Origin of the sequence: Bradyrhizobium sp. SSBR45G (assembly GCF_030159255.1) — a bacterium.
Taxonomy (GTDB): Bacteria; Pseudomonadota; Alphaproteobacteria; order Rhizobiales; family Xanthobacteraceae; genus Bradyrhizobium.
Genome location: NZ_BSCT01000062.1, coordinates 1 through 21,764 on the forward strand (window position 1 = coordinate 1; position 21,764 = coordinate 21,764).

14 protein-coding genes are annotated in these 21,764 nt (G+C 66.2%); 6 read left to right on the forward strand and 8 right to left on the reverse strand.

Annotated features, from left to right (window positions below):
• Positions 1–180 precede the first annotated feature (180 nt).
• The 3 genes from QQL87_RS36245 to QQL87_RS36255 form a co-directional block, all read right to left on the reverse strand.
• Positions 181–1,368 (reverse strand): ABC transporter substrate-binding protein, encoded by a 1,188-nt coding sequence (locus QQL87_RS36245; RefSeq protein ID WP_284423896.1) that lies wholly within the window; start codon positions 1,366–1,368, stop codon positions 181–183.
• A gap of 129 nt (positions 1,369–1,497) precedes the next feature.
• Complete coding sequence (locus QQL87_RS36250) at positions 1,498–4,665, reverse strand: efflux RND transporter permease subunit (protein WP_284423897.1); 3,168 nt, start codon at positions 4,663–4,665, stop codon at positions 1,498–1,500.
• Positions 4,662–5,879: an efflux RND transporter periplasmic adaptor subunit gene (locus QQL87_RS36255; RefSeq protein ID WP_502871256.1), complete on the reverse strand. Its 1,218-nt coding sequence runs from the start codon at positions 5,877–5,879 to the stop codon at positions 4,662–4,664. The genes QQL87_RS36250 and QQL87_RS36255 overlap by 4 nt, the downstream gene beginning before the upstream one ends.
• 475 nt (positions 5,880–6,354) lie before the next feature.
• Here QQL87_RS36255 and QQL87_RS36260 point away from each other — a divergent pair, with 475 nt between their 5' ends.
• The 5 genes from QQL87_RS36260 to QQL87_RS36280 all read left to right on the forward strand — a co-directional run bounded on the left by QQL87_RS36260 (position 6,355) and on the right by QQL87_RS36280 (position 11,149).
• Positions 6,355–7,905 carry an AMP-binding protein gene (locus QQL87_RS36260; protein ID WP_284423899.1) on the forward strand — a complete coding sequence of 517 codons (1,551 nt, stop codon included), beginning with the start codon at positions 6,355–6,357 and terminating at the stop codon, positions 7,903–7,905.
• 94 nt (positions 7,906–7,999) lie between these two features.
• A complete protein-coding gene (locus QQL87_RS36265) occupies positions 8,000–8,749 on the forward strand; it encodes a CBS domain-containing protein (protein ID WP_284423900.1) in 750 nt (249 codons plus the stop codon).
• Positions 8,750–8,761: 12 nt separating this feature from the next.
• Positions 8,762–9,067: a c-type cytochrome gene (locus tag QQL87_RS36270; protein WP_284423901.1), complete on the forward strand. Its 306-nt coding sequence runs from the start codon at positions 8,762–8,764 to the stop codon at positions 9,065–9,067.
• Positions 9,068–9,417: 350 nt separating this feature from the next.
• Positions 9,418–10,800: a PAS domain-containing HWE histidine kinase family protein gene (locus tag QQL87_RS36275; protein ID WP_284423902.1), complete on the forward strand. Its 1,383-nt coding sequence runs from the start codon at positions 9,418–9,420 to the stop codon at positions 10,798–10,800.
• Complete coding sequence (locus tag QQL87_RS36280) at positions 10,787–11,149, forward strand: response regulator (protein ID WP_284423903.1); 363 nt, start codon at positions 10,787–10,789, stop codon at positions 11,147–11,149. The genes QQL87_RS36275 and QQL87_RS36280 overlap by 14 nt, the downstream gene beginning before the upstream one ends.
• A 437-nt stretch (positions 11,150–11,586) precedes the next feature.
• On the opposite strand, the gene QQL87_RS36285 is transcribed toward QQL87_RS36280, so the two are convergent.
• The 4 genes from QQL87_RS36285 to QQL87_RS36300 all read right to left on the reverse strand — a co-directional run bounded on the left by QQL87_RS36285 (position 11,587) and on the right by QQL87_RS36300 (position 17,940).
• Entirely contained in the window at positions 11,587–13,542 is a 1,956-nt protein-coding gene (locus tag QQL87_RS36285) for an acetyl/propionyl/methylcrotonyl-CoA carboxylase subunit alpha (protein WP_284423914.1), read from the reverse strand.
• A 17-nt stretch (positions 13,543–13,559) separates the two neighbouring features.
• A complete protein-coding gene (locus QQL87_RS36290) occupies positions 13,560–15,176 on the reverse strand; it encodes an acyl-CoA carboxylase subunit beta (RefSeq protein ID WP_284423904.1) in 1,617 nt (538 codons plus the stop codon).
• Between the two features lie 139 nt (positions 15,177–15,315).
• Positions 15,316–16,914: an AMP-binding protein gene (locus tag QQL87_RS36295; RefSeq protein ID WP_284423905.1), complete on the reverse strand. Its 1,599-nt coding sequence runs from the start codon at positions 16,912–16,914 to the stop codon at positions 15,316–15,318.
• A 159-nt stretch (positions 16,915–17,073) separates the two neighbouring features.
• On the reverse strand, positions 17,074–17,940 hold the full coding sequence (locus tag QQL87_RS36300; protein ID WP_284423906.1) for a beta-keto acid cleavage family enzyme: 867 nt from the start codon (positions 17,938–17,940) through the stop codon (positions 17,074–17,076).
• 382 nt (positions 17,941–18,322) lie between these two features.
• On the opposite strand from QQL87_RS36300, the gene QQL87_RS36305 reads away from it, so the two are divergent.
• Positions 18,323–20,905 carry a cation-translocating P-type ATPase gene (locus QQL87_RS36305; RefSeq protein ID WP_284423907.1) on the forward strand — a complete coding sequence of 861 codons (2,583 nt, stop codon included), beginning with the start codon at positions 18,323–18,325 and terminating at the stop codon, positions 20,903–20,905.
• On the opposite strand, the gene QQL87_RS36310 is transcribed toward QQL87_RS36305, so the two are convergent.
• Positions 20,875–21,666 (reverse strand): AraC family transcriptional regulator, encoded by a 792-nt coding sequence (locus tag QQL87_RS36310; protein WP_284423908.1) that lies wholly within the window; start codon positions 21,664–21,666, stop codon positions 20,875–20,877. The two genes, QQL87_RS36305 and QQL87_RS36310, sit on opposite strands and share 31 nt — an antisense overlap.
• Positions 21,667–21,764: the final 98 nt, after the last annotated feature.

Here is a 21,764-nt window from a genome sequence, read left to right on the forward strand (position 1 = left end):
GTTGGAATCACAACTGATTCTTCGCCGCAAGTCTATTTTAGCGCCTATGGGCGAAAGCCGGGACCCATAGCCACCGGCGGACGTCGGTCGCACGAGTCTTCGACGCCCAGCCTGCCTCAAGACGGCTCACGCGGTATGGGTCTCGGGTCAAGCCCGGGACGACACCGTTGTGTGGAGCAGCTACTTCGTCAGCGGGCAGCCGCTGTCCTTGGCGGAGAAGAACGCCTTGTCGCCAGGGACCGTGGCGAGCTGCTTGTAATAGTCCCACGGCTTTTTCGATTCCGACGGCTTCTTGACCTCGAACAGATACATGTCGTGGACCATGCGGCCGTTGGCGAGCACCTTGCCCTGCGCGAAGGCGTCATCGACCGGAAGCTCCTTGAGCTTCGCCACGACGGCATCCGACTCCTTGGTGCCGGCCGCCTTGACCGCCTTCAGGTACGACAGCGTCGCCGAATAGGTGCCGGCGTGGATCATGCTCGGCATCCGCGAGGTGCGCTTGAGGAAGCGCTCGCTGAAGGCGCGGGACTTGTCGTCGCGATCCCAATAGAAGCCTTCGGTCAGCACCAGGCCCTGCGCCGCCTCGAGGCCGAGGCCGTGCACCTCCGACAAGGTCATCAACAGGCCGGCGAGCTTCTGGCCGCCCTTGACGATGCCGAACTCGGCCGCCTGCTTGATCGAGTTGGTGGTGTCGAGGCCGGCATTGGCGAGCCCGATGATCTTGGCCTTCGAGCTCTGCGCCTGCAGCAGGAAGGAGGAGAAGTCGGACGAGTTGAGCGGGATGCGCACCGAGCCCAGCACCTTGCCGCCCTTGGACGTCACGATGTCGCTGGTGTCCTTCTCGAGCGCGTAGCCGAAGGCGTAGTCCGCGGTCATGAAGAACCAGCTGTCGCCGCCGGACTCGACCAGCGCGCCGCCGGTGCCCACGGCAAGCGCGCGGGTGTCATAGGCCCAGTGGAAGCCGTAGGGCGTGCAGGCATCGCCCGAGATGCGCGAGGTCGCCGCGCCCACCACGATGTCGATCTTCTTCTTTTCCTTCGACAGGTCCTGGATCGCGAGCGCGACCGAGGATGTCGTCAGCTCCGTGATCATGTCGACGCCTTCGGTGTCGTACCAGCGCCGCGCGATCGACGACGCCAGATCCGGCTTGTTCTGGTGGTCGGCGGTGACCAGCTCGACCTTCAGCCCCAGCACCTCGCCGCCGAAATCCTCGATCGCCATCTTGGCGGCCTCGACGGAATATTTACCGCCGTAATCGGCATAGACGCCGGACTGGTCATTGAGGATGCCGATCTTGACCTGTGCCGATGCCGGCCCTGCCACCAGCAGCGCCCCCACGGTAGCAACGGCCAGAAACCCCGATTTCATGAATGTTCTCCCAGCACTTTTGTTTTGATGCGGTCCCGGTCCCAAACAGGATCCCGAACGCCGGCCGATGTTACGTGATAACCCCGGCCTCGCCCACCCCTTCCCCGGCAGCCCGCAATTGGGCGCCCGTCACGAGTGCTCGTGCGCCGAAACCGGCTTCGTCCCGGTGGCGCGGTCGGCGAGATTGCGCACCACAACGTAGAAGATCGGCGTGAAGATCAGTCCGAACAGCGTCACGCCGAGCATGCCGAAGAAGACCGCGACGCCGACGGCCTGCCGCATCTCCGACCCCGACCCCGTCGAGACCACCAGCGGCAGCACGCCGAGAATGAAGGCGAACGAGGTCATCAGGATCGGCCGCAGGCGCAGCCGGCAGGCCTCGATCACGGCCTCCAGCCGATCACGGCCCTCGCGCTCGATGTCCCGGGCGAACTCCACGATCAGGATCGCGTTCTTGGCGGCGAGACCGACCAGCACCACGAAGCCGATCTGGGTCAGGATGTTGACGTCCTGCCCCATGATCCTGACACCGATGGTGGCGGCGAGCAGGCACATCGGCACGATCAGGATGACGGCGAACGGCAGGCTCCAGCTGCCATATTGCGCTGCCAGCACCAGGAAGACGAACAGCACGCAGATCGGGAACACATAGAGCCCCGAATTGCCGCCGGTGACCTGCTGATAGCTCAGATCCGTCCATTCATAGGAGAAGCCGCTCGGCAGGGTCTCGTCCGCGAGCCGCTTCATGGTGGCGATCCCGGTCGCCGAGCTGGTTCCCGGCAGCGTCTCGCCCTGCACCTCCGACGACGGATAGAGATTGTAGCGCGCAACGCGATCGGGCCCGGAAACATCCTTGAAGTCGACGACGCTGCCGAGCTGCACCATGTCGCCAGCGGCATTGCGGGTGCGCAGCCGCGCCAGATCCGCGGTCTCCTTACGGAACGGCAGATCGGCCTGCGCCGTCACATGGTAGGTGCGGCCGAACAGATTGAAGTCGTTGACATAGGCCGAGCCGAAATAGGTCTCGATCGTATCGGTGATGTTGGCGATGGGAACGCCGAGCTTCTGCGCCTTGACCCGGTCGATGTCGACGAACACCTGCGGCGTGTTGGCGCTGTAGGGCGAGAACACCGCCGTCAATCCCGGCGCCTTGCGCGCGGCCGCGACGAGGTCGTCGGTCGCGGCCGCCAGCAGGTTGCTGCCGCGGCCCTGGCGGTCCTGGATGCGCATCGTGAAGCCCCCGCCGGTGCCGATGCCGGGCACCGCGGGTGGCGGGATCACGATGATGAAGGCTTCCTCGATCACCGCCAGCCGCTTGCGCAACTCGGCGGTGATGGAATTGGAGGTCAGCCCCCGCTTGGCCCGCGCTTCGGGCTCGTCGAACACCGGAAACAACGCCGCCGCATTGCCCGCCTGTGTACGCGTGGCACCGGACAATCCCGCCAGCGCGGGGACGCGCACGACGCCCGGCGTGGCCAGCGCGATGTTCTCGATCTTGCGCACGACTTCGGTGGTGCGCGCCAGCGAGGCGGCGCCCGGCAATTGAACGGCGACAATCACGTAGCCGCGGTCCTGCGCCGGAATGAAGCCCTGCGGCGTGGTGGTGAGCAGCCAGCCGGCACCGCCGATCAGCACCGCATAAATCAGCAGCATCAGCGCGGCATGATGGATGACGAAACCTGCTACACGGGCATAGCCGTGCGCCAGCCGCTCGAACACCCGGTTGAACAGGCTCGTGAAGGCGCCCCAGCCGCGCGCGATGACGTTCCAGCGTGCAGGGGGACGCTTGTCGCCATGGGCCTGCAGCAGCTGCGACGCCAGCGCGGGCGACAAGGTCAGCGAGCAGAAGCACGAGATCGCGGTCGCGACCGCGATGGTGACGGCGAATTGCTGGAAGAACTGCCCGGAGATGCCGCCGATGAAGGCCGTGGGCACGAACACCGCGCACAGCACCAGGGCGATCGACACCAGTGCGCCGCCGACCTCCTCCATGGTCTTGAGCGCGGCGTCCCGCCGGCTCATGCCGTCCTCGAGGTGCCGCTCGACATTCTCGACGACGACGATCGCGTCGTCGACCACGATGCCGACCGCGAGCACGAGGCCGAACAGCGTGAGATTGTTGATCGAAAAGCCGAGCGCCGCCATCACCGCGAAGGTGCCGACCAGCGAGACCGGGATGGCAATGATGGGAATGATCGCCGGCCGCCAGCCCTGCAGAAACACCAGCACCACGATCACCACGAGCAGCATCGCCTCGTAGATCGTCTTCACCAGCTCGCTGACGGACTGCGCGATGAACTCGGTCGGATTGTAGCCGATATTGTAGTCCAGCCCCTTCGGGAAATTGGTCTTGAGGCTGGTCATCGTATCGGAGATGCGCTTGGCGGTGGCGAGCGCGTTGGAGCCGGGACGCTGGAACACCAGCATCGCCACGGCCGATTTCCGCAGCAGAAACCCGTTGGTCGAGAAGTCCAACGCGCCGAGTTCGATGCGGGCGACGTCGCGCAGCCGGACCGTGCGGCCGTCGCTGCCGGCCTTGACGACGATGTCCTCGAACTGTTGCGGCTCCTTCAGCCGGCCGGAGAAGGTCAGATTGGGCTGAAAGGCGCGGTCGGCAATCGGCGGCGAGGCAATCTGGCCTCCGGTGATCTGCAGATTCTGGGCGCGGATGGCGGCGAGCACGTCACCTGCGGTCATGCCGAGGTTCGAGATCTTGTCGGGATCGAGCCACAGTCGCATCGAATAGTCGCGCGCGCCGAAGATCTGGATGTCGCCGACGCCGTCGAGCCGGAGGAGTTGATCGCGGACCTGCAGCAGCGCGTAGTTCGAAATGTAGGTCTGGTCGAACGTGTCGTCAGGCGACAGCATGAACACGACCATCATCAGGTCGGGGCTGTTCTTGCGGGTGACGACGCCGTTGCGTTGCACCTCCTCGGGCAGGCGGGGCTGCGCGATGGCGACGCGGTTCTGCACCAGCACCTGCGCCTTGTCGAGATCGGTGCCGAGCTTGAACGTCACCGTGATGTTCAGCTGACCGTTCGCCGTCGCCTGGCTGTAGAGATACAGCATGTCGTCGACGCCATTGATCTCCTGCTCGATCGGGGCGGCGACCGTGTCGGACACCGTCTGCGCGGAGGCGCCCGGATATTGTGTGGTGACAACGACCGTCGGCGGCACCACTTGCGGATATTCCGACACCGGCAGGGTCGTGTAGGCGAGGCTGCCGATGATCAGCAGCACGATCGACAGCACCATCGCCAGGATCGGCTGATTGATGGAGAGCCGGCCGAGATTCATGTCTTGTCACCGGTCTTGCCACTCGACTGGGCTGCAGGATGCGGACTGACCTTGGCGCCGACCCGTGCGCGCTGCAGTCCCTCGACGATGACGCGGTCCTCCGCCCTGAGGCCTTCACGGATCACGCGCAGACCTTCATCGAGCGGCCCGAGCACGACCGGCCTCGCCTCCACGGTGTCGTCGTCCTTGACGACGAACACGATCTTCCGCGATTGATCGGTGGCGACGGCGGTGTCCGGCAACAGCAGCGCCTCGTACGGCGCACTGCCGATCAGCCTGACGCGCGCGAACTGCCCCGGCAGGATCGACAGGTCGTGATTGGGAATCACCGCGCGGCTGCGCAGGGTGCCGGTCGACGCATCGAGACGGTTATCGAGAAAGTCCATCTTGCCGTCGTGCGAGGGCTTGGCCTCGCCGGCCAGCGTCACCTGCACCGGATTGGGCGTGTCGCGCGAGCTTGGCCGCTTGCCCTCGAAATAGAGCCGGTTGTTCTTCAGGTAGGTCGCCTCGTCCATATCGAAATAGATATAGATCGGGTCCATCGAGACGATCGTGGTCAGCAGCGTCGAAGCACCGTTGTCGCCCTGGACGAGATTGCCCACGCTGACGAGATGGCGACTGACACGGCCGGTGATCGGCGCCTGCACATGCGTGAACTCGATATTGAGCTGCGCCGCGTTGAGGGCGCCCTCGGCCTGCGTTTGCGCGGCGTGGGCCGCCTGCAGCGCCTGACGGCGCTGATCGACGATGGAATCGGAGACGGCCTGGCTCTGGTTCAACGTCAGGCTGCGATCGAGTTCGCGCCTGGCGAGCTCCGCCTTGGCGCGCGCATCAGCCAATTGGCCTTCGGCTTGTTTGGCGACCGCCTCGAACGGGCGCGGATCGATGACGTAGAGCAGATCGCCGGTCTTGACCATCGCGCCGTCGCGAAACTCGACACTGGTCACGAAGCCGCCGACCCGCGCGCGCACCTGAACTTCCTCGACCGCCTCGAACCGGCCGGTGAACTCATCCCAGTCCGTGACGATCCGCTTGGTCGGCGCGGCCACTGTGACCGGCGGCGGCGCCGGAGCTGCGGCCGGCTGCTGCGGCTTGTCGCTGCATGCGCTCAGCCCCAATCCGAGAACGAGCCACGCTCCCAGGCGGCGGAGCCCATGTCGGTGGACTAGTCGAGCAAGGACGAATGGAACCGGAGAGAGGGGTGGGCTCAACATCATCTCCTCTGCACAGCGCCACGGCCGCCCCTCAGGGCGTCCGGGTCTTCGAGAGCGTCAGTCGATGACTCAGTTTTCGCATGCAGCGGTCGGCAACGAGCCGCGTCAGAGTTCAAAACCTGACGTTGATCATACTGCAGCGCAGCTGACTGTCGAGGCGCTTTTTGCGCAGCGAAATATCCGCGTCGCTGGTCGCTCTCTGCGCGCCATTCTTTTCGACATGACGCTTCGGATCTGCTCCGATACATTGTTCCCGAGGCGAGGTCGTCATCCTGGGCGCGAGCAGACGCGCGCCGGGAACTGGCCGGTTGCAACATGACCAAGCTTCAAGTTCCGTGGAGACGGACAGGTGCCCGTGCGTCGCATACGACCGAGCGACTGCGCGGGTTCCATCAGCGGCGATGACAACGCAATGGGCCGCCAGAGCCCGCGTGACAACGTTCAGTCGGCAAAAAAAGTTGGGGGAAACAACACGATGTACACCGGCAAGCACGCAAGGCTGCGCCCGCTGCAGCCCGCCTTCATCATGGCATCGACCGGCGAGACGGTGACCTATCGCGAGCTGGAAGCCCGCAGCAACCGGCTGGCGCATCTGTTCCGGCAGCGTGGCCTCAAGCGGCTCGACCACTATTCGATCTTCATGGAGAACAACAGCCGCTATCTCGAGACGTGCGGCGCCGGCGAGCGCTCCGGACTCTACTTCACCTGCGTGAACTCGTATCTCACGGCGGGCGAGCTCGCCTACATTCTCAACAACAGCCAGTCGCGGCTCCTGATCACCTCGCTCGCCAAGCTCGATGTCGCGCGCGAGGCGCTGAAGGAGGCGCCGACCATCGAGCTCTGCATCGTTGCCGATGGTCCCGGTGAGAGCGAGCGCATCGTCGGCCTCGCGGAGGCCACCGCCGGCCTGCCGGCGACGCCGATCGCCGACGAATGCGTCGGCACCGCGATGCTGTACTCCTCAGGCACCACGGGGCGGCCGAAGGGCATCCTGCGGCCGCTGCCCGAGCAGCCGCCGGTGCAGCAGCTGCCGATCTTCGACTTTCTCGAAAAGCTGTGGCGCTACCGCGAAGGCATGATCTACCTGTCGCCGGCGCCGCTGTATCACTCCGCGCCGCAGGCCGCGGTCAACCTCACCATCCGGGTCGGCGGCACCGCAATCATCATGGAGAATTTCGATCCCGAGCGCTATCTGCAGCTGGTCGAGCAGTGGGGCATCACCCACACCCAGCTGGTGCCGACGATGTTCTCGCGCATGCTGAAGCTGCCGGAAGAAATCCGCACGCGCTACGACCTCTCCTCGCTCGAAGTCGCGATCCATGCCGCGGCGCCCTGCCCGGCGCAGGTCAAGGAGGACATGATCAAATGGTGGGGGCCGATCATTCACGAATATTACGGCGCCACCGAAGGCCTCGGCTTCACCGCCTGCGACAGCGCGCAATGGCTGGCGCATCGCGGCACCGTCGGCAAGGTGCTGTTCGGCGACCTGCATATCCTCGATGAGAACATGCAGCCGTGCCCGGTCGGCACCGCCGGCACGGTGTGGTTCAAGACCGGCTCGCCCTTCGAGTACTTCAACGACCCCGAGCGCACCCGGGAGGCGCGCTCGGCCGACGGCACGATGAGCACGGTCGGAGACGTCGGCTATGTCGATGCCGATGGCTATCTCTACCTCACCGACCGCGCCACCTTCATGATCATCTCCGGCGGCGTGAACATCTATCCGCAGGAATGCGAGAACCTGCTGATCACCCACCCCAAGGTCGCCGACGCCGCGGTGTTCGGCGTGCCCAATCCGGATCTCGGCGAGGAGGTGAAGGCGGTGATCCAGCCGATGTCCGGCATCACGCCGGGGCCTGCGCTCGAGGAGGAGCTGATCGCGTTCTGCCGGCAGTCGCTGGCGCGGCAAAAGGTGCCGCGCTCGATCGATTTCGAGAAGGAGCTGCCGCGGCTGCCGACCGGCAAGCTCTACAAGCGCCTGCTGCGCGACCGCTATTGGGGCAACAAGACCTCGCGGATCGTGTAGCTGGCCTGCGCCTGGCTTGATCCTCGTCAAGCCCGGGCGGAGCGGCGCGGCTATCATGACCGGATCGTGACGGCAGCAGTTCCACGAGACCCCCATGCGCGCTCATCAAATCATGACGAGATCCGTGATCACGGTTACGCCGGGAACGCCGGTGGCCGAGGCGGCGCGGATCATGCTGCGCAACCATATCGGCGGGCTGCCGGTGGTCGACGCCGCGGGCACGCTGGTGGGCATGGTTACCGACGGCGACTTCCTGCGCCGCGCCGAGCTCGGCACCGAACGCAGGCGCGGCCGCTGGCTCGATCTGCTGGTCGGGCGCGGCCGCATCGGCGCCGACTTCGTCCATTCGCATGGCCGCACCGTCGGCGACATCATGAGCCAGCCGGCGGTCACCGTCACCGCCGATGCGGGTCTGGCCGAGATCGCCGAGACGATGGAGAAGCACAACATCAAGCGCCTGCCCGTCCTGAGCGACAACCAGCTGGTCGGCATGGTGACGCATACCGACTTCGTGCAGACGGTGGCCGATCTCGCCACCGCCGTGCCGGGCCCCACGCCCGACGATGACGGAATTCGCAGCGCGATTCTCGACGCGCTCGACCATGCCGCGTGCAAGCATTGCCGCTTCAACGTCGTCGTCCGCAACGGCGTGGCGCATCTGACCGGCGCCGTGCGCCACGAGAACGAGCGGGTCACGGCGATCGCGGCCGCCAAGAGCGTGCAGGGCGTCAGGGATGTGCGCGACCACATGTGGGTCTACCCGCCCCCGGAGGAGGAGTTCGGCGGCGGCGACATCGTCTCCCTGCAGGAGCAGCCGTCGACGGACGACGACCAGCCGCTGTGAGGAGGATCGCTGTTGCCGCGCATCATCGCATTGTCGGTCCTGCTGCTCATCCTCGCCACGGTCCCCGCCGCGGCCGATGACCTCGATCACGGCCGGCAGCTCGCCGAGCGCTGGTGCGCCGAGTGCCACGCCGTCGGCACCGAGCCGGCCAAATTCCGGCGCGCACGGCCCTTCGTCGCGATTGCGGCCAAGGACGGCCTGACCAGGGATTTGCTGGTCAAATTCCTCCTGCTGCCGCATGCGACCATGGCCAACAACCCGCTCAGCCCGGCCGACGCCGCCGACCTCGCAACCTATGTTCTGAGCCTGCGGAAGTAATCAGGTACGCTTCCCCGAGCGAGCCGGACGCCCATGTGCGCCTCCAAGGTTGCCAACGGCTTGCTCTTGCAACAGCAGCGGCGCGGGGCCCAGCTCCCGGCCCGGCCGCGATTGCCGGGAACAAAAATCCGAGTTCCACGTTTGGTGTACTCGCCGTGGAGTTCAGGCCACGCGGAGCGATCGCGATGATCGCACCTCTCGATCGTTCGCGGCAGCTCGGCACCCTGCTCGTCACCGGAAAACCAACAAGAAACATGCGATCGAGATCGTGCTTGCATTCGTACACAAACAAGCCGCTAATCATGTGCACGGCGTCTTCTCTATTGTCCTGTTAGCAAGGAGCATGCGACGTGCACGGAAAGTCCGGCGCCTCCCCCGTCCGACGCGCAGCCGATGACGATACGGCCTATCTGGCCGCCATCGTCGACTCCTCCGCCGACGCCGTCCTCGGCACGGACAATGACGGCGTAATCCGCAGCTGGAACCGGGCTTGTGAACGAATGCTCGGGTATAGCGCCGCGCAGATGATCGGCACCTCCGTGTTCGACATCATTCCTCCCGAGCTGCACGAGGAAGCCCGCGCCATTCGCGCCCGGGTGAGCATGGGCGAGTCGGTCGAGAGCTTCGAGACGGTCCGGCTGACCAGGCAGGGCCGCCCGATCGAGGTCTCCATCACGTTCTCGCCCATCCGCACCAAGGCCGACGGCATCATCGGAATCTCGGGAATCGTTCGCGATGTCTCTCAGTCGAAGAAGGCGGAGCGCAGCGCGGCCATGCTCGCGGCGATCGTCGCCTCGTCCTCGGACGGCGTCGTCAGCAAGACCCTGGACGGCACGATCACGAGCTGGAACAGGAGCGCGGAACGCATCTTCGGATATTCCGAGTCGGAGATGATCAACCAGTCGATCCGCAGGCTCATTCCGCCGGAACGCCAGGCCGAGGAGGACCGTATCCTGGCAACCGTCATCTCCGGCGCGATCGTCGATAATTTCGAGACGATCCGCATTCGCAAGGATGGCGCGCAGATCGACGTTTCGGTCACGGTCTCGCCGGTGCGCGACGGCACCGGCCGCATCATCGGCGCCTCCAAGATCGTGCGTGACATCACCGATAAGCGCCAGACCCGCGAGCAGCTGCGAACCCTGCTTGCGGAGGTCAACCATCGCAGCAAGAACCTGCTGTCGCTGGTGCAGGCCATCGCCCGGCAGATGACGCGCCATGGCCGCCAGCTCGACCTCAGCCGCTTCCTGGAACGGCTGCAGGCGATCGCGGGCAACCAGGATCTCCTGATCCAGAACGACTGGCGCTTCATTCCGCTCGGCGACCTCGTCCGCTCCCAGCTCGGCGCCTTCAGCGATCCCATCGGCAACCGCATCGCCATCGAGGGGCCGCAGATCGAGCTGACGCCGGAAGCGGCGCAGACGATCGGCATGGCGATCCACGAGCTCGCGACCAACGCTGCGAAATATGGTGCGCTGTCGAACGACGACGGACGGATCGTGATCCGCTGGCGCACCGATGGAACGATCTTCGACATGAGCTGGACGGAGAATGGCGGCCCGCAGGTCGCGCCGCCCACCCATACCGGCTTCGGCAGCCGCGTGATCTCCGACATGGTGCAGTCCGGATTGGATGCAACGGTGGAGGTGCAGTTTCCGGTGACCGGCCTGCGCTGGCATCTCGCCTGCCCCTTGCAACGCCTCAGCCGCAGCCGACTCCATGCGAAGCGGTGACAAGATTCACATCCTGATCGTCGAGGACGATCCCATGATCGGCTTCGACCTCGCTGTCGAGCTGGAAGATGTCGGCTTTGCGGTGGTCGGCGTGGCGCCGACGGTGGCCAAGGCGCTCGATCTGCTGAAGCGCCACACCTGCGATCTCGCGGTGCTCGACGTCAATCTCGGACTGGAAACCTCCGCGCCGATCGCCCGCGCCCTGGTCGCCGCCGGCGTGCCGTTCGTCGCCGTGACCGGATACTCCGTCGATCAATGCCCGGAAGAATTCGCCCGCGCGCCGCTGCTGTCAAAACCGTTCCAGACCGCCCGTCTGGTCGCGGCGTTGAAGCAGCAATTGCACCGGTGACGAGCATGTCGGCGTGGCACGGCAACGATTGTTATGTTGTTTGACGATCGGGGCCGCCCCCCTTTGAACAACGCAGTGGAATTCACGTCTCTGATCGTCGGAATCGACCTCTCGCCCCGATGGCGGTGCGCTCCCCTCCCCTTGCAGGGAGGGGTCGGGGGTGGGGGCTCCGCGAGTCCCGTTGTACGTTGTCAGCGCTCGATCAACGTGGAATGCCCGTGTTCATTCTCGCAAGAGACGAACGCTGACTTGCTGTGTTGTCGGTTGCAGTAACCCGGCGCCGGTTCGCAAATCAATGACGTCCTGAGAACATCGAAGGCGCGTTTAACGAAGTTCAGTGCGCGTGGCCCCCCACCCCCACCCCCTCCCCGCAAGGGGGAGGGGAGCGCAGCGATCGCGTGGCTTGCATCGTGCGAGCGCACACGCTCGCGCGACGATCAGCCCACGATCTCCGCGACAATGCGGCCCGTGGTCACCTGGTCGCCCTCCGCCACGTCGATCGTGGTCACGGTTCCGGCGATGCCGGCGGTGTGGACGTGCTCCATCTTCATGGCTTCGAGCGTGACGACGGGCTGACCCAGCGCGACGCGATCGCCGGGCTTCACCAGCACTGCGACGACGCGACCATTCAAAGCCGCACGGACCTTGCCATCACCACCGGCGGCGCCCGTCGACTGCGGCGCGGCCAGCGTGAGATCGCGCAGCATCAGCGTGACACCGCGCCGCTGCACCCACAGACGGTCGGCGTCTCGAACGAAGCGTGCGCTGTCGACGATGTCAGCGTGGCGAACACGAATCGTATCGTCGCCGAGCGACACGATCTCCAAGCGATGCTCGACGCTCTCATGGCTCACACGAAAGGTCCCGTCGCGCTCGCACAACAGCTCGCACTCGCGGACCTCACCGCCGATCTCGAACCGGAGTGGCGTCGCAAAGGCAGCCGCGAGCGAGCGGCCGCTGCGGACGGGATGGGCGAGCGGATGGCTGACGGAGAGCAGCAGCGCGGCGAGCGCAATGTCCTTCGCATCCACCGCCGGCGCGCGCAGCTCGTCACGATGCGCTGGAATGAAGGCCGTGGTCGCCTTGCCTGCTGCGAAAGCCGGATGTCGCAGACAGGACAGAAGGAAGCTCTGGTTGGTCGCGACACCCAGCGCGACGGCCTGCTCCAGGCCGACGATCAGCCGCGCCCGCGCTTCTTCCCGGCTGGCGCCATGGCTGATGAGCTTGGCGATCATCGAATCGTAATAGGGCGGAATCTCCGCGCCGGACTCCAGCGCATGCTCGACGCGGATCGCGCCGGGCATCTGCCACAGCGCCATCCGTCCCGACTGCGGCATGAAGTCATGCGCGGCGTCCTCCGAGCACAGCCGCACCTCGATCGCGTGGCCCGAGAATCGAATCTCCTCCTGGCGCAGCGGCAGCGGCTCGCCCGCGGCGACGCGCAGCTGCCACTCCACGAGGTCGAGACCGGTGAGCGCCTCCGTCACGGGATGCTCGACCTGCAGCCGCGTGTTCATCTCCATGAAGTAGAACTGGCCGTCGCCATCGAGCAGAAATTCCAAGGTGCCGGCGCCCTCGTAGCCGAGCGCCTTGACCGCCTGCACCGCCACCGCGCCCATGCGCGCGCGCAGCTCCGGCCCGACCGCAGGCGACGGCGCCTCCTCGATCAGCTTCTGATGCCGCCGCTGCACCGAGCAATCGCGCTCGCCAAGATGCACGGCGTTGCCATTGGTATCGCCGAACACCTGGATCTCGATGTGGCGCGGATTGGCGATCGCCTTTTCGAGGATCACCGTGCCGTCGCCGAACGCGGCCACGGCTTCCGAGCGCGCGCTGCGCAGCAGATCGGGGAACGCGGCCGCATCCGTCACCAGCCGCATACCGCGGCCGCCGCCACCAGCAACCGCCTTGATCATGACAGGAAAGCCGATACGCCGCGCCTCGCGCAGCATGACCTCGTCACCCTGATCCTCGCCTTGATAGCCGGGCACGCAGGGCACGCCGGCGCAACTCATGATCACCTTGGCGCCGGCCTTGTTGCCCATCGCCTTGATCGCCTCGGGCGACGGACCGATGAAGACCAGCCCGGCCTCCTTGCAGGCCTGCGCGAAGTCTTCGTTTTCGGCGAGGAAGCCGTAGCCCGGATGCACGGCGTCCGCACCGGTCGCTTTCGCCGCTTCGATGATTGCCGCGATGTTCAGATAAGAATGCGCCGGTGGCGGCGCACCGATATGGACGGCCTGATCGGCGAGCCGCACATGCGGCGCGTCAGCGTCGGCGTCGGAATACACCGCCACGACGCCATGGCCCAGCCGGCGCGCGGTGCGCATGATCCGCACCGCGATCTCACCGCGGTTGGCGATCAGCACCTTGTGGAACGGCCTGCGCGACATCCTCATCATCTCTCCGCTCATGGCCGGGCCACCGAGAACTGCATCTGCTGCGGTTCACGCGCCTCCGCCTCGCGGTAGATCGCCAGCACCTCCGTGAGCACCGCGCGGGTGTCGCGCGGATCGATCACGCCGTCGTCGAGCACGCGCGCCGAGGTCGCGAACACGTCCATCTGGCTGTCGAACACGCCGATGATCTGCGCTTTCATGGCGTCGAGCTTGTCGCGCTCCACCGGCTTGCCGCGGCGTGCGGCGGCGGCTTCCGTCACGATCGCCATCGTCTCCGCGGCCTGCTCGCCGCCCATGACCGCGGTCTTCGCGTTCGGCCAGGAGAAGCAGAAGCGCGGGTGGAAGCCGCGGCCGCACATGCCGTAATTGCCAGCGCCGAACGAGGCGCCGCAATAGATCGTGATCTGCGGCACCGTCGCCGAGGTCACCGCCTGGATCATCTTGGAGCCGTGCTTGATCATGCCCGCCTCCTCATAGGCGCGGCCGACCATGTAGCCGGTGGTGTTGTTGAGGTAGAGGATCGGCGTGCGGCTCTGGCAGCAGGCCTGGATGAAATGCGTCGCCTTGTTGGCGCCGGCCGGATCGAGCGGGCCGTTGTTGGTGACGATGCCGATCGCCTGTCCCTCGATGCGGGCATGGCCGCACACGGTCGCTGGGCCGTAGTTCGGCGACATCTCAACGAAATCGCTGTCATCCACGATGCGCGCGATGATCTGGCGCATGTCGACGGGGCGCTTGTGGTCGAGCGGCATGATGCCGAGCAGCTCGTCCTGGTCGTAGCGCGGCGGCTTTACCTGGGACGCGTCGTGCGACGGCCGGTCCCAATTCAGCTTGCCCATGATCTCGCGCGCGATGCGCAGCGCATCGCGGTCGTCCTCGGCGAGATAGTCGCCGAGGCCGGAGATCGCGGTGTGCATCTCGGCGCCGCCGAGTTCCTCCTCGGTGGCGATCTCGCCCGTCGCCGCCTTCAACAGCGGCGGTCCGGCCAGGAAGGCCCGGGTGCGGCCGCGCACCATCACGATGTAGTCCGACAGGCCGGTCTGATAGGCGCCGCCTGCGGTCGACGATCCATGCGTCACCGTGACGACGGGAAGCCCGGCCGCCGACAGCCGCGCCAGATTGCGAAAGATGTTGCCGCCGCGGACGAAGTCTTCCACGCGGTAGCGCAGCAGGTTGGCGCCGGCGCTCTCGACCAGCTGCAAATAAGGCAGCTTGTTCTCCAGCGCCAGCTCCTGCACCCGCAGCGTCTTATCGAGCCCGTAGGGCTGCAGCGCGCCGGCATCGATGCCGGAATCATTGGCCGAGACCATGCAGCGCACGCCGGAGACGAAGCCGATGCCGCCGATGACGCCGCCCCCCGGCACGCTCTTGGCCGGGTCGGGCGTATCGAACATGTAGCCGGCCAAGGTCGACAACTCCAGGAACGGTGCGCCCGGATCGAGCACGAGTGCGACACGCTCGCGCGGCAGCAGCTGGCCGCGCTGATGGAAGCGATCCTTCGCCGCGGCGGACGCATTGCGCGTCCGCGCCTCGAGATCGCGCATCCGCGCGATCAGCCCGAGCATGCCGTCGCGATTGGCCTGAAAGGCGGCGCCTGTGGGAGAGATGGTGTTGTCGATTGTAGCCACGAAACGAATTCTCTCTTTTGGCGTCATTCCGGGGCGCGACGAAGTCGCGAGCCCGGAATCCATAACTACGACCGGGAGTATGGATTCCGGGCTCGCGCTACGCGCGCCCCGGAATGACGGAAGGAGTGGAGGAAACAGCTCACGCGCTCTTCGCCGCGAAATGCTCGCCATAGGCCTGGCGCAGCTCGACCTTGCGCAGCTTGCCGGTGGCGGTCATCGGCATTTCCTCGAGCACACGCACCAGCTTCGGCACCTGGAAGCCACCGAGTGATTTGCGGCAGTGCTCGAGCAGCTCAGTCTCGCTCGCCTGCGCGCCCGGCTTGAGCTTGACGAAGGCCGAGACCGCCTCGCCCCATTGCGGATGCGGCAAGCCGACCACGGCCGCGTTCTGCACCGCCGGATGCGCCAGCAGGGTCTCCTCGATCTTGACCGAGGCGACGTTCTCGCCGCCGGACTTGATCATGTCCTTCTTGCGGTCGAGGAACAGCACCTCTCCGTTGTCGATGACCGCGAGATCGCCGGTGTGATGCCAGCCGAATTTTCGCGCGTCCTCGGTCGATTTCGGGTCCTTGTAGTAGCCCATCATCACATTGGGCCCGCGATGCACCAGCTCGCCGATCTCTCCGGGCGGCAGCAGATGGCCGGCATCGTCCATGATCGCGGTCTCGTTGACGAACAGCGACTCGCCCCAATAATTGCCGAAGCGATTGAGCTGCACCTCGGGCCGCGACATCGTCGTCGCCGGATACATCTCGGTCTGGCCGCTGGTCAGCACGAAGTTCGGGCACAGCTCATGAATCGCGCGCTCCAGCAGCGGCCGGCTCATCGGCGCCATCGTGTAGAGGCAGGTGCGCAGATGCGAGAGGTCGAACTCCTTGCGGCGCGGGTGGTCGAGGATCGCCTGGTACATCAGCGGCAGGCCGACGAACACGGTGAGGCGGTCGCGCACGATCGCGTCCATGCAGGCGACCGGATCGAAGCCGCGCATCAGCGCCATGCGGCCGCCGACCGAGAGATAGCTCAGCAGCAGCACATGGCCGGCGCAGTGGAACAGCGGGAACTGCCCGGTGATGCCGTCGTCGCGCGACAGCTGCATCTCGATGCAATTGCTCATCACGGCCATGACGACCGCGAGATGGCAATGCATCGCGCCCTTCGGCCGCGACGTCGTGCCGGAGGTGTAGATGATCATCGCCAGATCGCGATCACCGATCTCGATGTCAGGCTCGACGTCCGACTGGCCCTGGATGAGGTCGTTGAAGCTGGCGAGCCCGACGGCTTTCGCCGTGCCGGTGAGGTCGATCGCGACCAGCTCGACGCCGCGTTTCTCCAGCGCCGCACGACGCTCGGCCTGTGCGAACAGATTGTCGTCGATGATGGCGAAACGAACCTCGGCGTGGCCGAGGATGTAGTCCATGTCGGCCGGCCCGAGCATGGTGTTGATCGGCACCCAGACCAGGCCGGCGCGATGGATGCCGAACAGCGCTTTGACGAACTCGACCGAGTTGTTGCAGACGGTCGAGATCGTCTCGCCCGGTTTCAGGCCCTTTGCAACGAGCCAGTTCGCGAACCGGTTGGCATCGCGCTCCAGCTCGGTGAAGGTGACCTGGCGGCTACCGTCGGTGATGGCCACCCGATCCGGAAAGCGGCGCGCCGCACGCTTCAACAGGTCACCGATGGCCACGCGGCCGATGCGGCCGGGGCCGGACACGCCGCCGGTGGCGTCGAGATTGGTCATTGGTTCACTCCCTCCCCATCCAGGTCATTGCGAGGAGCGAAGCGACGACGTGTCCGCCGAAGCCCCTCGGGCGAAGGCGGAAGCAATCCAGAGTCGCGCACTCGGCCCTGGATTGCTTCGTCGCCTTCGGCTCCTCGCAATGACGGCAGCATGTTGCGTTCAGTTCACCGTGCCGAACATCTGCCGCGCCTCGGCGGGGCTGGCGATCTCGCGGCCCGCGCGCCGCGCGCAGGCGGCGATCGCCTCGATCAGCTGGCCGTTCGAGGTCACCTTGGTGCCGTCGCCGAGATAGAAAGTGTCCTCGAGCCCGGTGCGCAGATGACCGCCGAGCTCGGCGCAGCGCTGATGCAGCGGCCAGATCTCGGCGCGGCCGATCGCAGTGACCTGCCAGTTCGCCTCCGGCAGCTTCAGCTTCAGCAAAATCGGCAGCAGCTCCGGATCGGCCGGCATGCCCGAGGCGACGCCCATGACGAAATTATATTCGAGCGGACCTGCGTACATCCCGGTCTGACGGTACATGCCGACGCAGCGCACGATGCCGACGTCGAAGCATTCGAACTCCGGAATCGTCCTGGCGTCCTTCATGACCGCGAGATAGTCCGAGATTTTCTCGACCGAATTGTCGAACATCATCGGCGGCCATGCCCAATTGTTGTCGGCCTTGACCTTCAGATAGTTCAGCGAGCCGGCGTTGCAGGCGGCAATCTCCGGCCGCGTTTCCCTGATGCAGTCGAGCGCGCCCTGATAGTTCGGCCCGGAGACGCCGGAGGTGTGATTGATGACCACGCCGGGACAGGCTTCGCGGATCGCCTGCTGGATATCGCGCGAGACATCGACCTCCCACGACGGCAGATGGCCCTTGCCGGGCGCCTGCTGGCGCAGATGGATGTGCATGATCGACGCGCCCGCGTCATAGGCGCGGCGCGCCTCGCGCGCCATCTCCTCCGGCGTAACTGGCACGTGATGCTGCCTGGGATCGGTGAGCACGCCATTCAGCGCGCAGGTAATGACGGCTTTGTCGCTCATGGCACTCGTTCGATCTGACACGCGCAACACAGGCTGCGCTGATGATCCGCAGCATGGGAATATTGCGGGCGATCTGCTTGCGTTGACTGGCTGACGGGAACCAAGGCTGCTGATATTGCTTTGCCTCAAGCCCGGGGTGACCAACCGCGCTATGCAGTGGGACGACCGTCATCGAGGCAAGGCTATCGCATATGACCAATCTGAGTTTTCGCGAAGCCGTTTCCACATCGTCATGCCCGGGCTCCGTCCCGGGCATCCACGTCGTTCTCAGTATGGCGGACGACGTGGATGGCCGGGACAAGCCCGGCCATGACGACGCGGAGGTGGACGAGCGCAACACTTCGATCGTTATATGCGATAGCCCTGATCATCGAGGGGTGCCATGCCAACCGGCTTACAGACTGCTTCCATCGGCCCGGCCGGGCTGAGCGCGGCCGAGGCATCCGCGCGCCTGACGGCCGAAGGTTTCAACGAGCTGCAACAGACCCGCAGTCGCTCGGTCCTTCGTCTCATCGCGGACGTGCTGAAGGAGCCGATGCTGGCGCTGCTGCTCGCGGGCGCCGGCATCTATCTGCTGCTCGGCGATCACGCCGAGGCGATCCTGCTCGGCGTGTTCGCCTCGGCCTCGATCGTCATCACCATCGTGCAGGAGGCCCGCACCGAGCGCGTGCTGGAATCGCTGCGCGATCTCTCCAGCCCGCGCGCGCTGGTGATCCGCGACAGCGAGCAGATGCGCATCGCCGGCCGCGAGGTCGTCCGCGGCGACCTGATCGTGCTCACCGAGGGCGATCGCGTCGCGGCCGATGCGGTGCTGCGGCAATGCGACGATCTGCTGACCGATGAATCGCTGCTGACCGGTGAATCGGTTCCGGTGCGCAAGCGCGCTGCGGCCAGCGAGGAAACCGTCGCGAGCCAAGCCGCCGGCGGCGACGACCAGCCGCTGGTGTTCTCCAGCAGCCTCGTGGTGCGCGGCACGGGCCTCGCCGAGGTGACCGCGACCGGGCCGCACACCGCGATCGGACGGATCGGCCAGGCCGTGACCGCCGTGGAAACCGAGACGCCGCGGCTGCAGCAACAGACGACGCGGCTGGTCACGGCCTTCGCGATCGGCGGCGGCATCGTGGTGGCCATCACGGTCGTGCTCTATGCGATGTATCGCGGCGGCTGGCTCGATGGCGTGCTCGCGGGCATTGCGCTGGGCATGTCGATGCTGCCCGAGGAATTCCCGCTGGTGCTGACCGTGTTCATGGCGATGGGCGCCTGGCGCATCTCGCAGGCGCGCGTGCTGACGCGGCGCGCTTCGGCGATCGAGTCGCTCGGTGCTGCGACGGTGCTGTGCACCGACAAGACGGGCACGCTGACGCAGAACCGGATGACGGTGGCAAGCCTGATGCGGCGCGACGGCGCGGTGCTCAGCCCCGCAGCCGCATCGCCGGACGCAGTGACACCGGACTTCCGCGACCTCGTCGCCACGGCGGTGCTGGCCTGCGATCCGCAGTCGCATGATCCGATGGAGAAGGCGTTGCAGGCGATCGGCGCCGAGATCCCCGGCGAGACACTGTTGCGGCGCTACGGGCTGCGCCCCGAGCTGCTGGCGATGACCAATGTGTGGTCCTCCGGCGGAGGCGAGGTCGTGGCCGCAGCCAAGGGCGCGCCGGAGGCGATCGCCGGTCTCTGCGGCATCACCGGCGCCGCGCTCTCCGAATTGCAGGCGCAGGTCGAGGCCATGGCCGCCGGCGGATTGCGCGTCCTTGGCATTGCGTGGGCCAGCTGGGACGATGCCGAGCTACCTGAATCGCAGCAGGCGTTCCCGTTCACGTTCTGCGGCCTCGCAGGCTTTGCCGATCCGCTGCGGCCGGAGGTGCCCGCCGCCGTGGCCGAATGCCGCTCCGCCGGCATCCGCATCATCATGATCACCGGCGACTATCCGGCGACCGCCGCCACCATCGCGCGCCAGGCCGGGATCACGCCGGAGCGCATCATCACCGGCCCGGAGCTCGCAGCTCTCGACGACGCGGCGTTGGCGCGGGCCACCCGGACGCCGACGGCGTTCGCGCGCATCATGCCCGAGCAGAAGCTGCGGATCGTCGACGCGCTCAAGGCCGATGGCGAGATCGTCGCGATGACCGGCGACGGCGTCAACGATGCGCCGTCGCTGAAATCAGCGCATATCGGCATCGCGATGGGCGGCCGCGGCACCGACGTCGCGCGCGAAGCCTCGGCGATCGTGCTGCTCGACGATGATTTCGGCTCGATCGTGAAGGCGATCCGGCTGGGACGGCGGATCTACGACAACCTCCGCAAGGCGATGTGCTTCATCCTCGCGGTGCATTTTCCGATCGCCGGCCTCGCGCTGCTGCCGCTCGTCACCGGGCTGCCGCTGCTGCTCGGCCCCGTGCATATCGCCTTCCTGGAGATGATCATCGATCCCGTCTGCTCGCTGGTGTTCGAGGCCGAGATCGAGGAGCACGACGTCATGCAGCGGCCGCCACGCGATCCGCAGGAGCCGCTGCTGCCGCGTGCGCTCGTGCTGTGGGGCGCGCTGCAGGGCCTTCTGGCGCTGCTCGCGACATCAGGCGTGCTGCTGATGGCGAGCCGGGCGGGCATGCCCGAGGACGAGGTCCGCGCGCTGGTGTTCTTTGCGCTGGTGTTCGTGATCGTCAGCCTCGTCTTCGTCAACCGCTCGTTCTCGAGCTCGCTGCGCGAAGCCTTCACGCGGCCCAACCGGGTGCTGCTGCTGGTGATCGCGATCGTCGCCGCCGTGCTTGCGACCAGCCTGACCTGGCCGGTGGCGGCGGCGCTGTTCCGGTTCGGCCCGCTGCATGCGGACGATCTCGCGGTGACCGTCGGCGCCGGGTTCGCCACCTTGATCGTGCTCGAACTGTCGAAGTTTCCGCTGCGCGCGGCGCTGACGCGGCGCGCAGCGAAGCCGCCTCAGGTCAACGCGGCCTCGCCGCTGCGATAGATCGCGAGATCACGCGAGCCGGAGAAGATCGCGCGCGGCTTCAGGCCGTAGAAGCGGCGGATCGAATGGCTGAAATGGGTCGAGTCGGGATAGCCGATGTCCTGCGCGAGATGCGCAAGGTTGAGATCCTGGTTGGCATAGTTGAGCAGATGCCGCGCCCGCTTCCAGGCCCGGAACGAGCGGAAGGAGATGTCGGTCTCCTCCTTGAACAGATGCAGGAAGCGCGACGTCGACAGGCCGACCGCGGCGGCACAGCTCTCGGCGGTCGCAGGCTCGCCGGAGAAGCGGCTGATCAGGCCGATCGCCTTGACCACGCGCGGATCGAGCGTCCGCTGCGGCAGCACCTCGCCAAAACACAGCCGGTCGAAAATCGCGCCGGTGACGTCGCCGGAGAGCGGCCGCTGCACCAGCTCCTCATAGGCGGCGCGGATGCGGCAGGCGAACACCTCGGCCTCGCGCGCGACCTTGCTCGCGAACCGGTCGAGGGTGCCGATCGGCACGCTCTCCGGCTCGATGGTCACGACGATGACGGTGCGATAGTCGCTCTCGATGGTGTGCGGCTTGTTCGGCGGCACGACCAGCAATTCGCCGCTGCGTGCCTCTGCGCCTTCGGCCGACAGCCGCAAGTTGCCGGTGAGCGCGACATAGATATGGAACGCGCCCGAGCAGCGCTGGCGGGGACGGCCGAGCAGCCCGGCGTAGAAGACGCGCTCGGGCGTGATCAGCATGAGATGGCCGGAGTCCCGGCGGGTCACATCCATGGTCTTCCTCCTGAGACGCGGCTCTGTCGGCCGCTTTGGTTGAGGAGGACCATAGCGCAATTCGCGCCGCTGTCATCGGCGATCAGTTGGCAATTTTT

What these genes read in the sequence shown, in the direction of transcription:
- QQL87_RS36245 (WP_284423896.1), bottom strand. Translation starts at nt 1,368, where the DNA reads ATGAAATCGGGGTTTCTGGCCGTTGCTACCGTGGGGGCGCTGCTGGTG.
- QQL87_RS36250 (WP_284423897.1), bottom strand. Translation starts at nt 4,665, where the DNA reads ATGAATCTCGGCCGGCTCTCCATCAATCAGCCGATCCTGGCGATGGTG.
- QQL87_RS36255 (WP_502871256.1), bottom strand. Translation starts at nt 5,879, where the DNA reads ATGTTGAGCCCACCCCTCTCTCCGGTTCCATTCGTCCTTGCTCGACTA.
- QQL87_RS36260 (WP_284423899.1), top strand. Translation starts at nt 6,355, where the DNA reads ATGTACACCGGCAAGCACGCAAGGCTGCGCCCGCTGCAGCCCGCCTTC.
- QQL87_RS36265 (WP_284423900.1), top strand. Translation starts at nt 8,000, where the DNA reads ATGCGCGCTCATCAAATCATGACGAGATCCGTGATCACGGTTACGCCG.
- QQL87_RS36280 (WP_284423903.1), top strand. Translation starts at nt 10,787, where the DNA reads ATGCGAAGCGGTGACAAGATTCACATCCTGATCGTCGAGGACGATCCC.
- QQL87_RS36285 (WP_284423914.1), bottom strand. Translation starts at nt 13,542, where the DNA reads ATGTCGCGCAGGCCGTTCCACAAGGTGCTGATCGCCAACCGCGGTGAG.
- QQL87_RS36295 (WP_284423905.1), bottom strand. Translation starts at nt 16,914, where the DNA reads ATGACCAATCTCGACGCCACCGGCGGCGTGTCCGGCCCCGGCCGCATC.
- QQL87_RS36300 (WP_284423906.1), bottom strand. Translation starts at nt 17,940, where the DNA reads ATGAGCGACAAAGCCGTCATTACCTGCGCGCTGAATGGCGTGCTCACC.
- QQL87_RS36305 (WP_284423907.1), top strand. Translation starts at nt 18,323, where the DNA reads ATGCCAACCGGCTTACAGACTGCTTCCATCGGCCCGGCCGGGCTGAGC.
- QQL87_RS36310 (WP_284423908.1), bottom strand. Translation starts at nt 21,666, where the DNA reads ATGGATGTGACCCGCCGGGACTCCGGCCATCTCATGCTGATCACGCCC.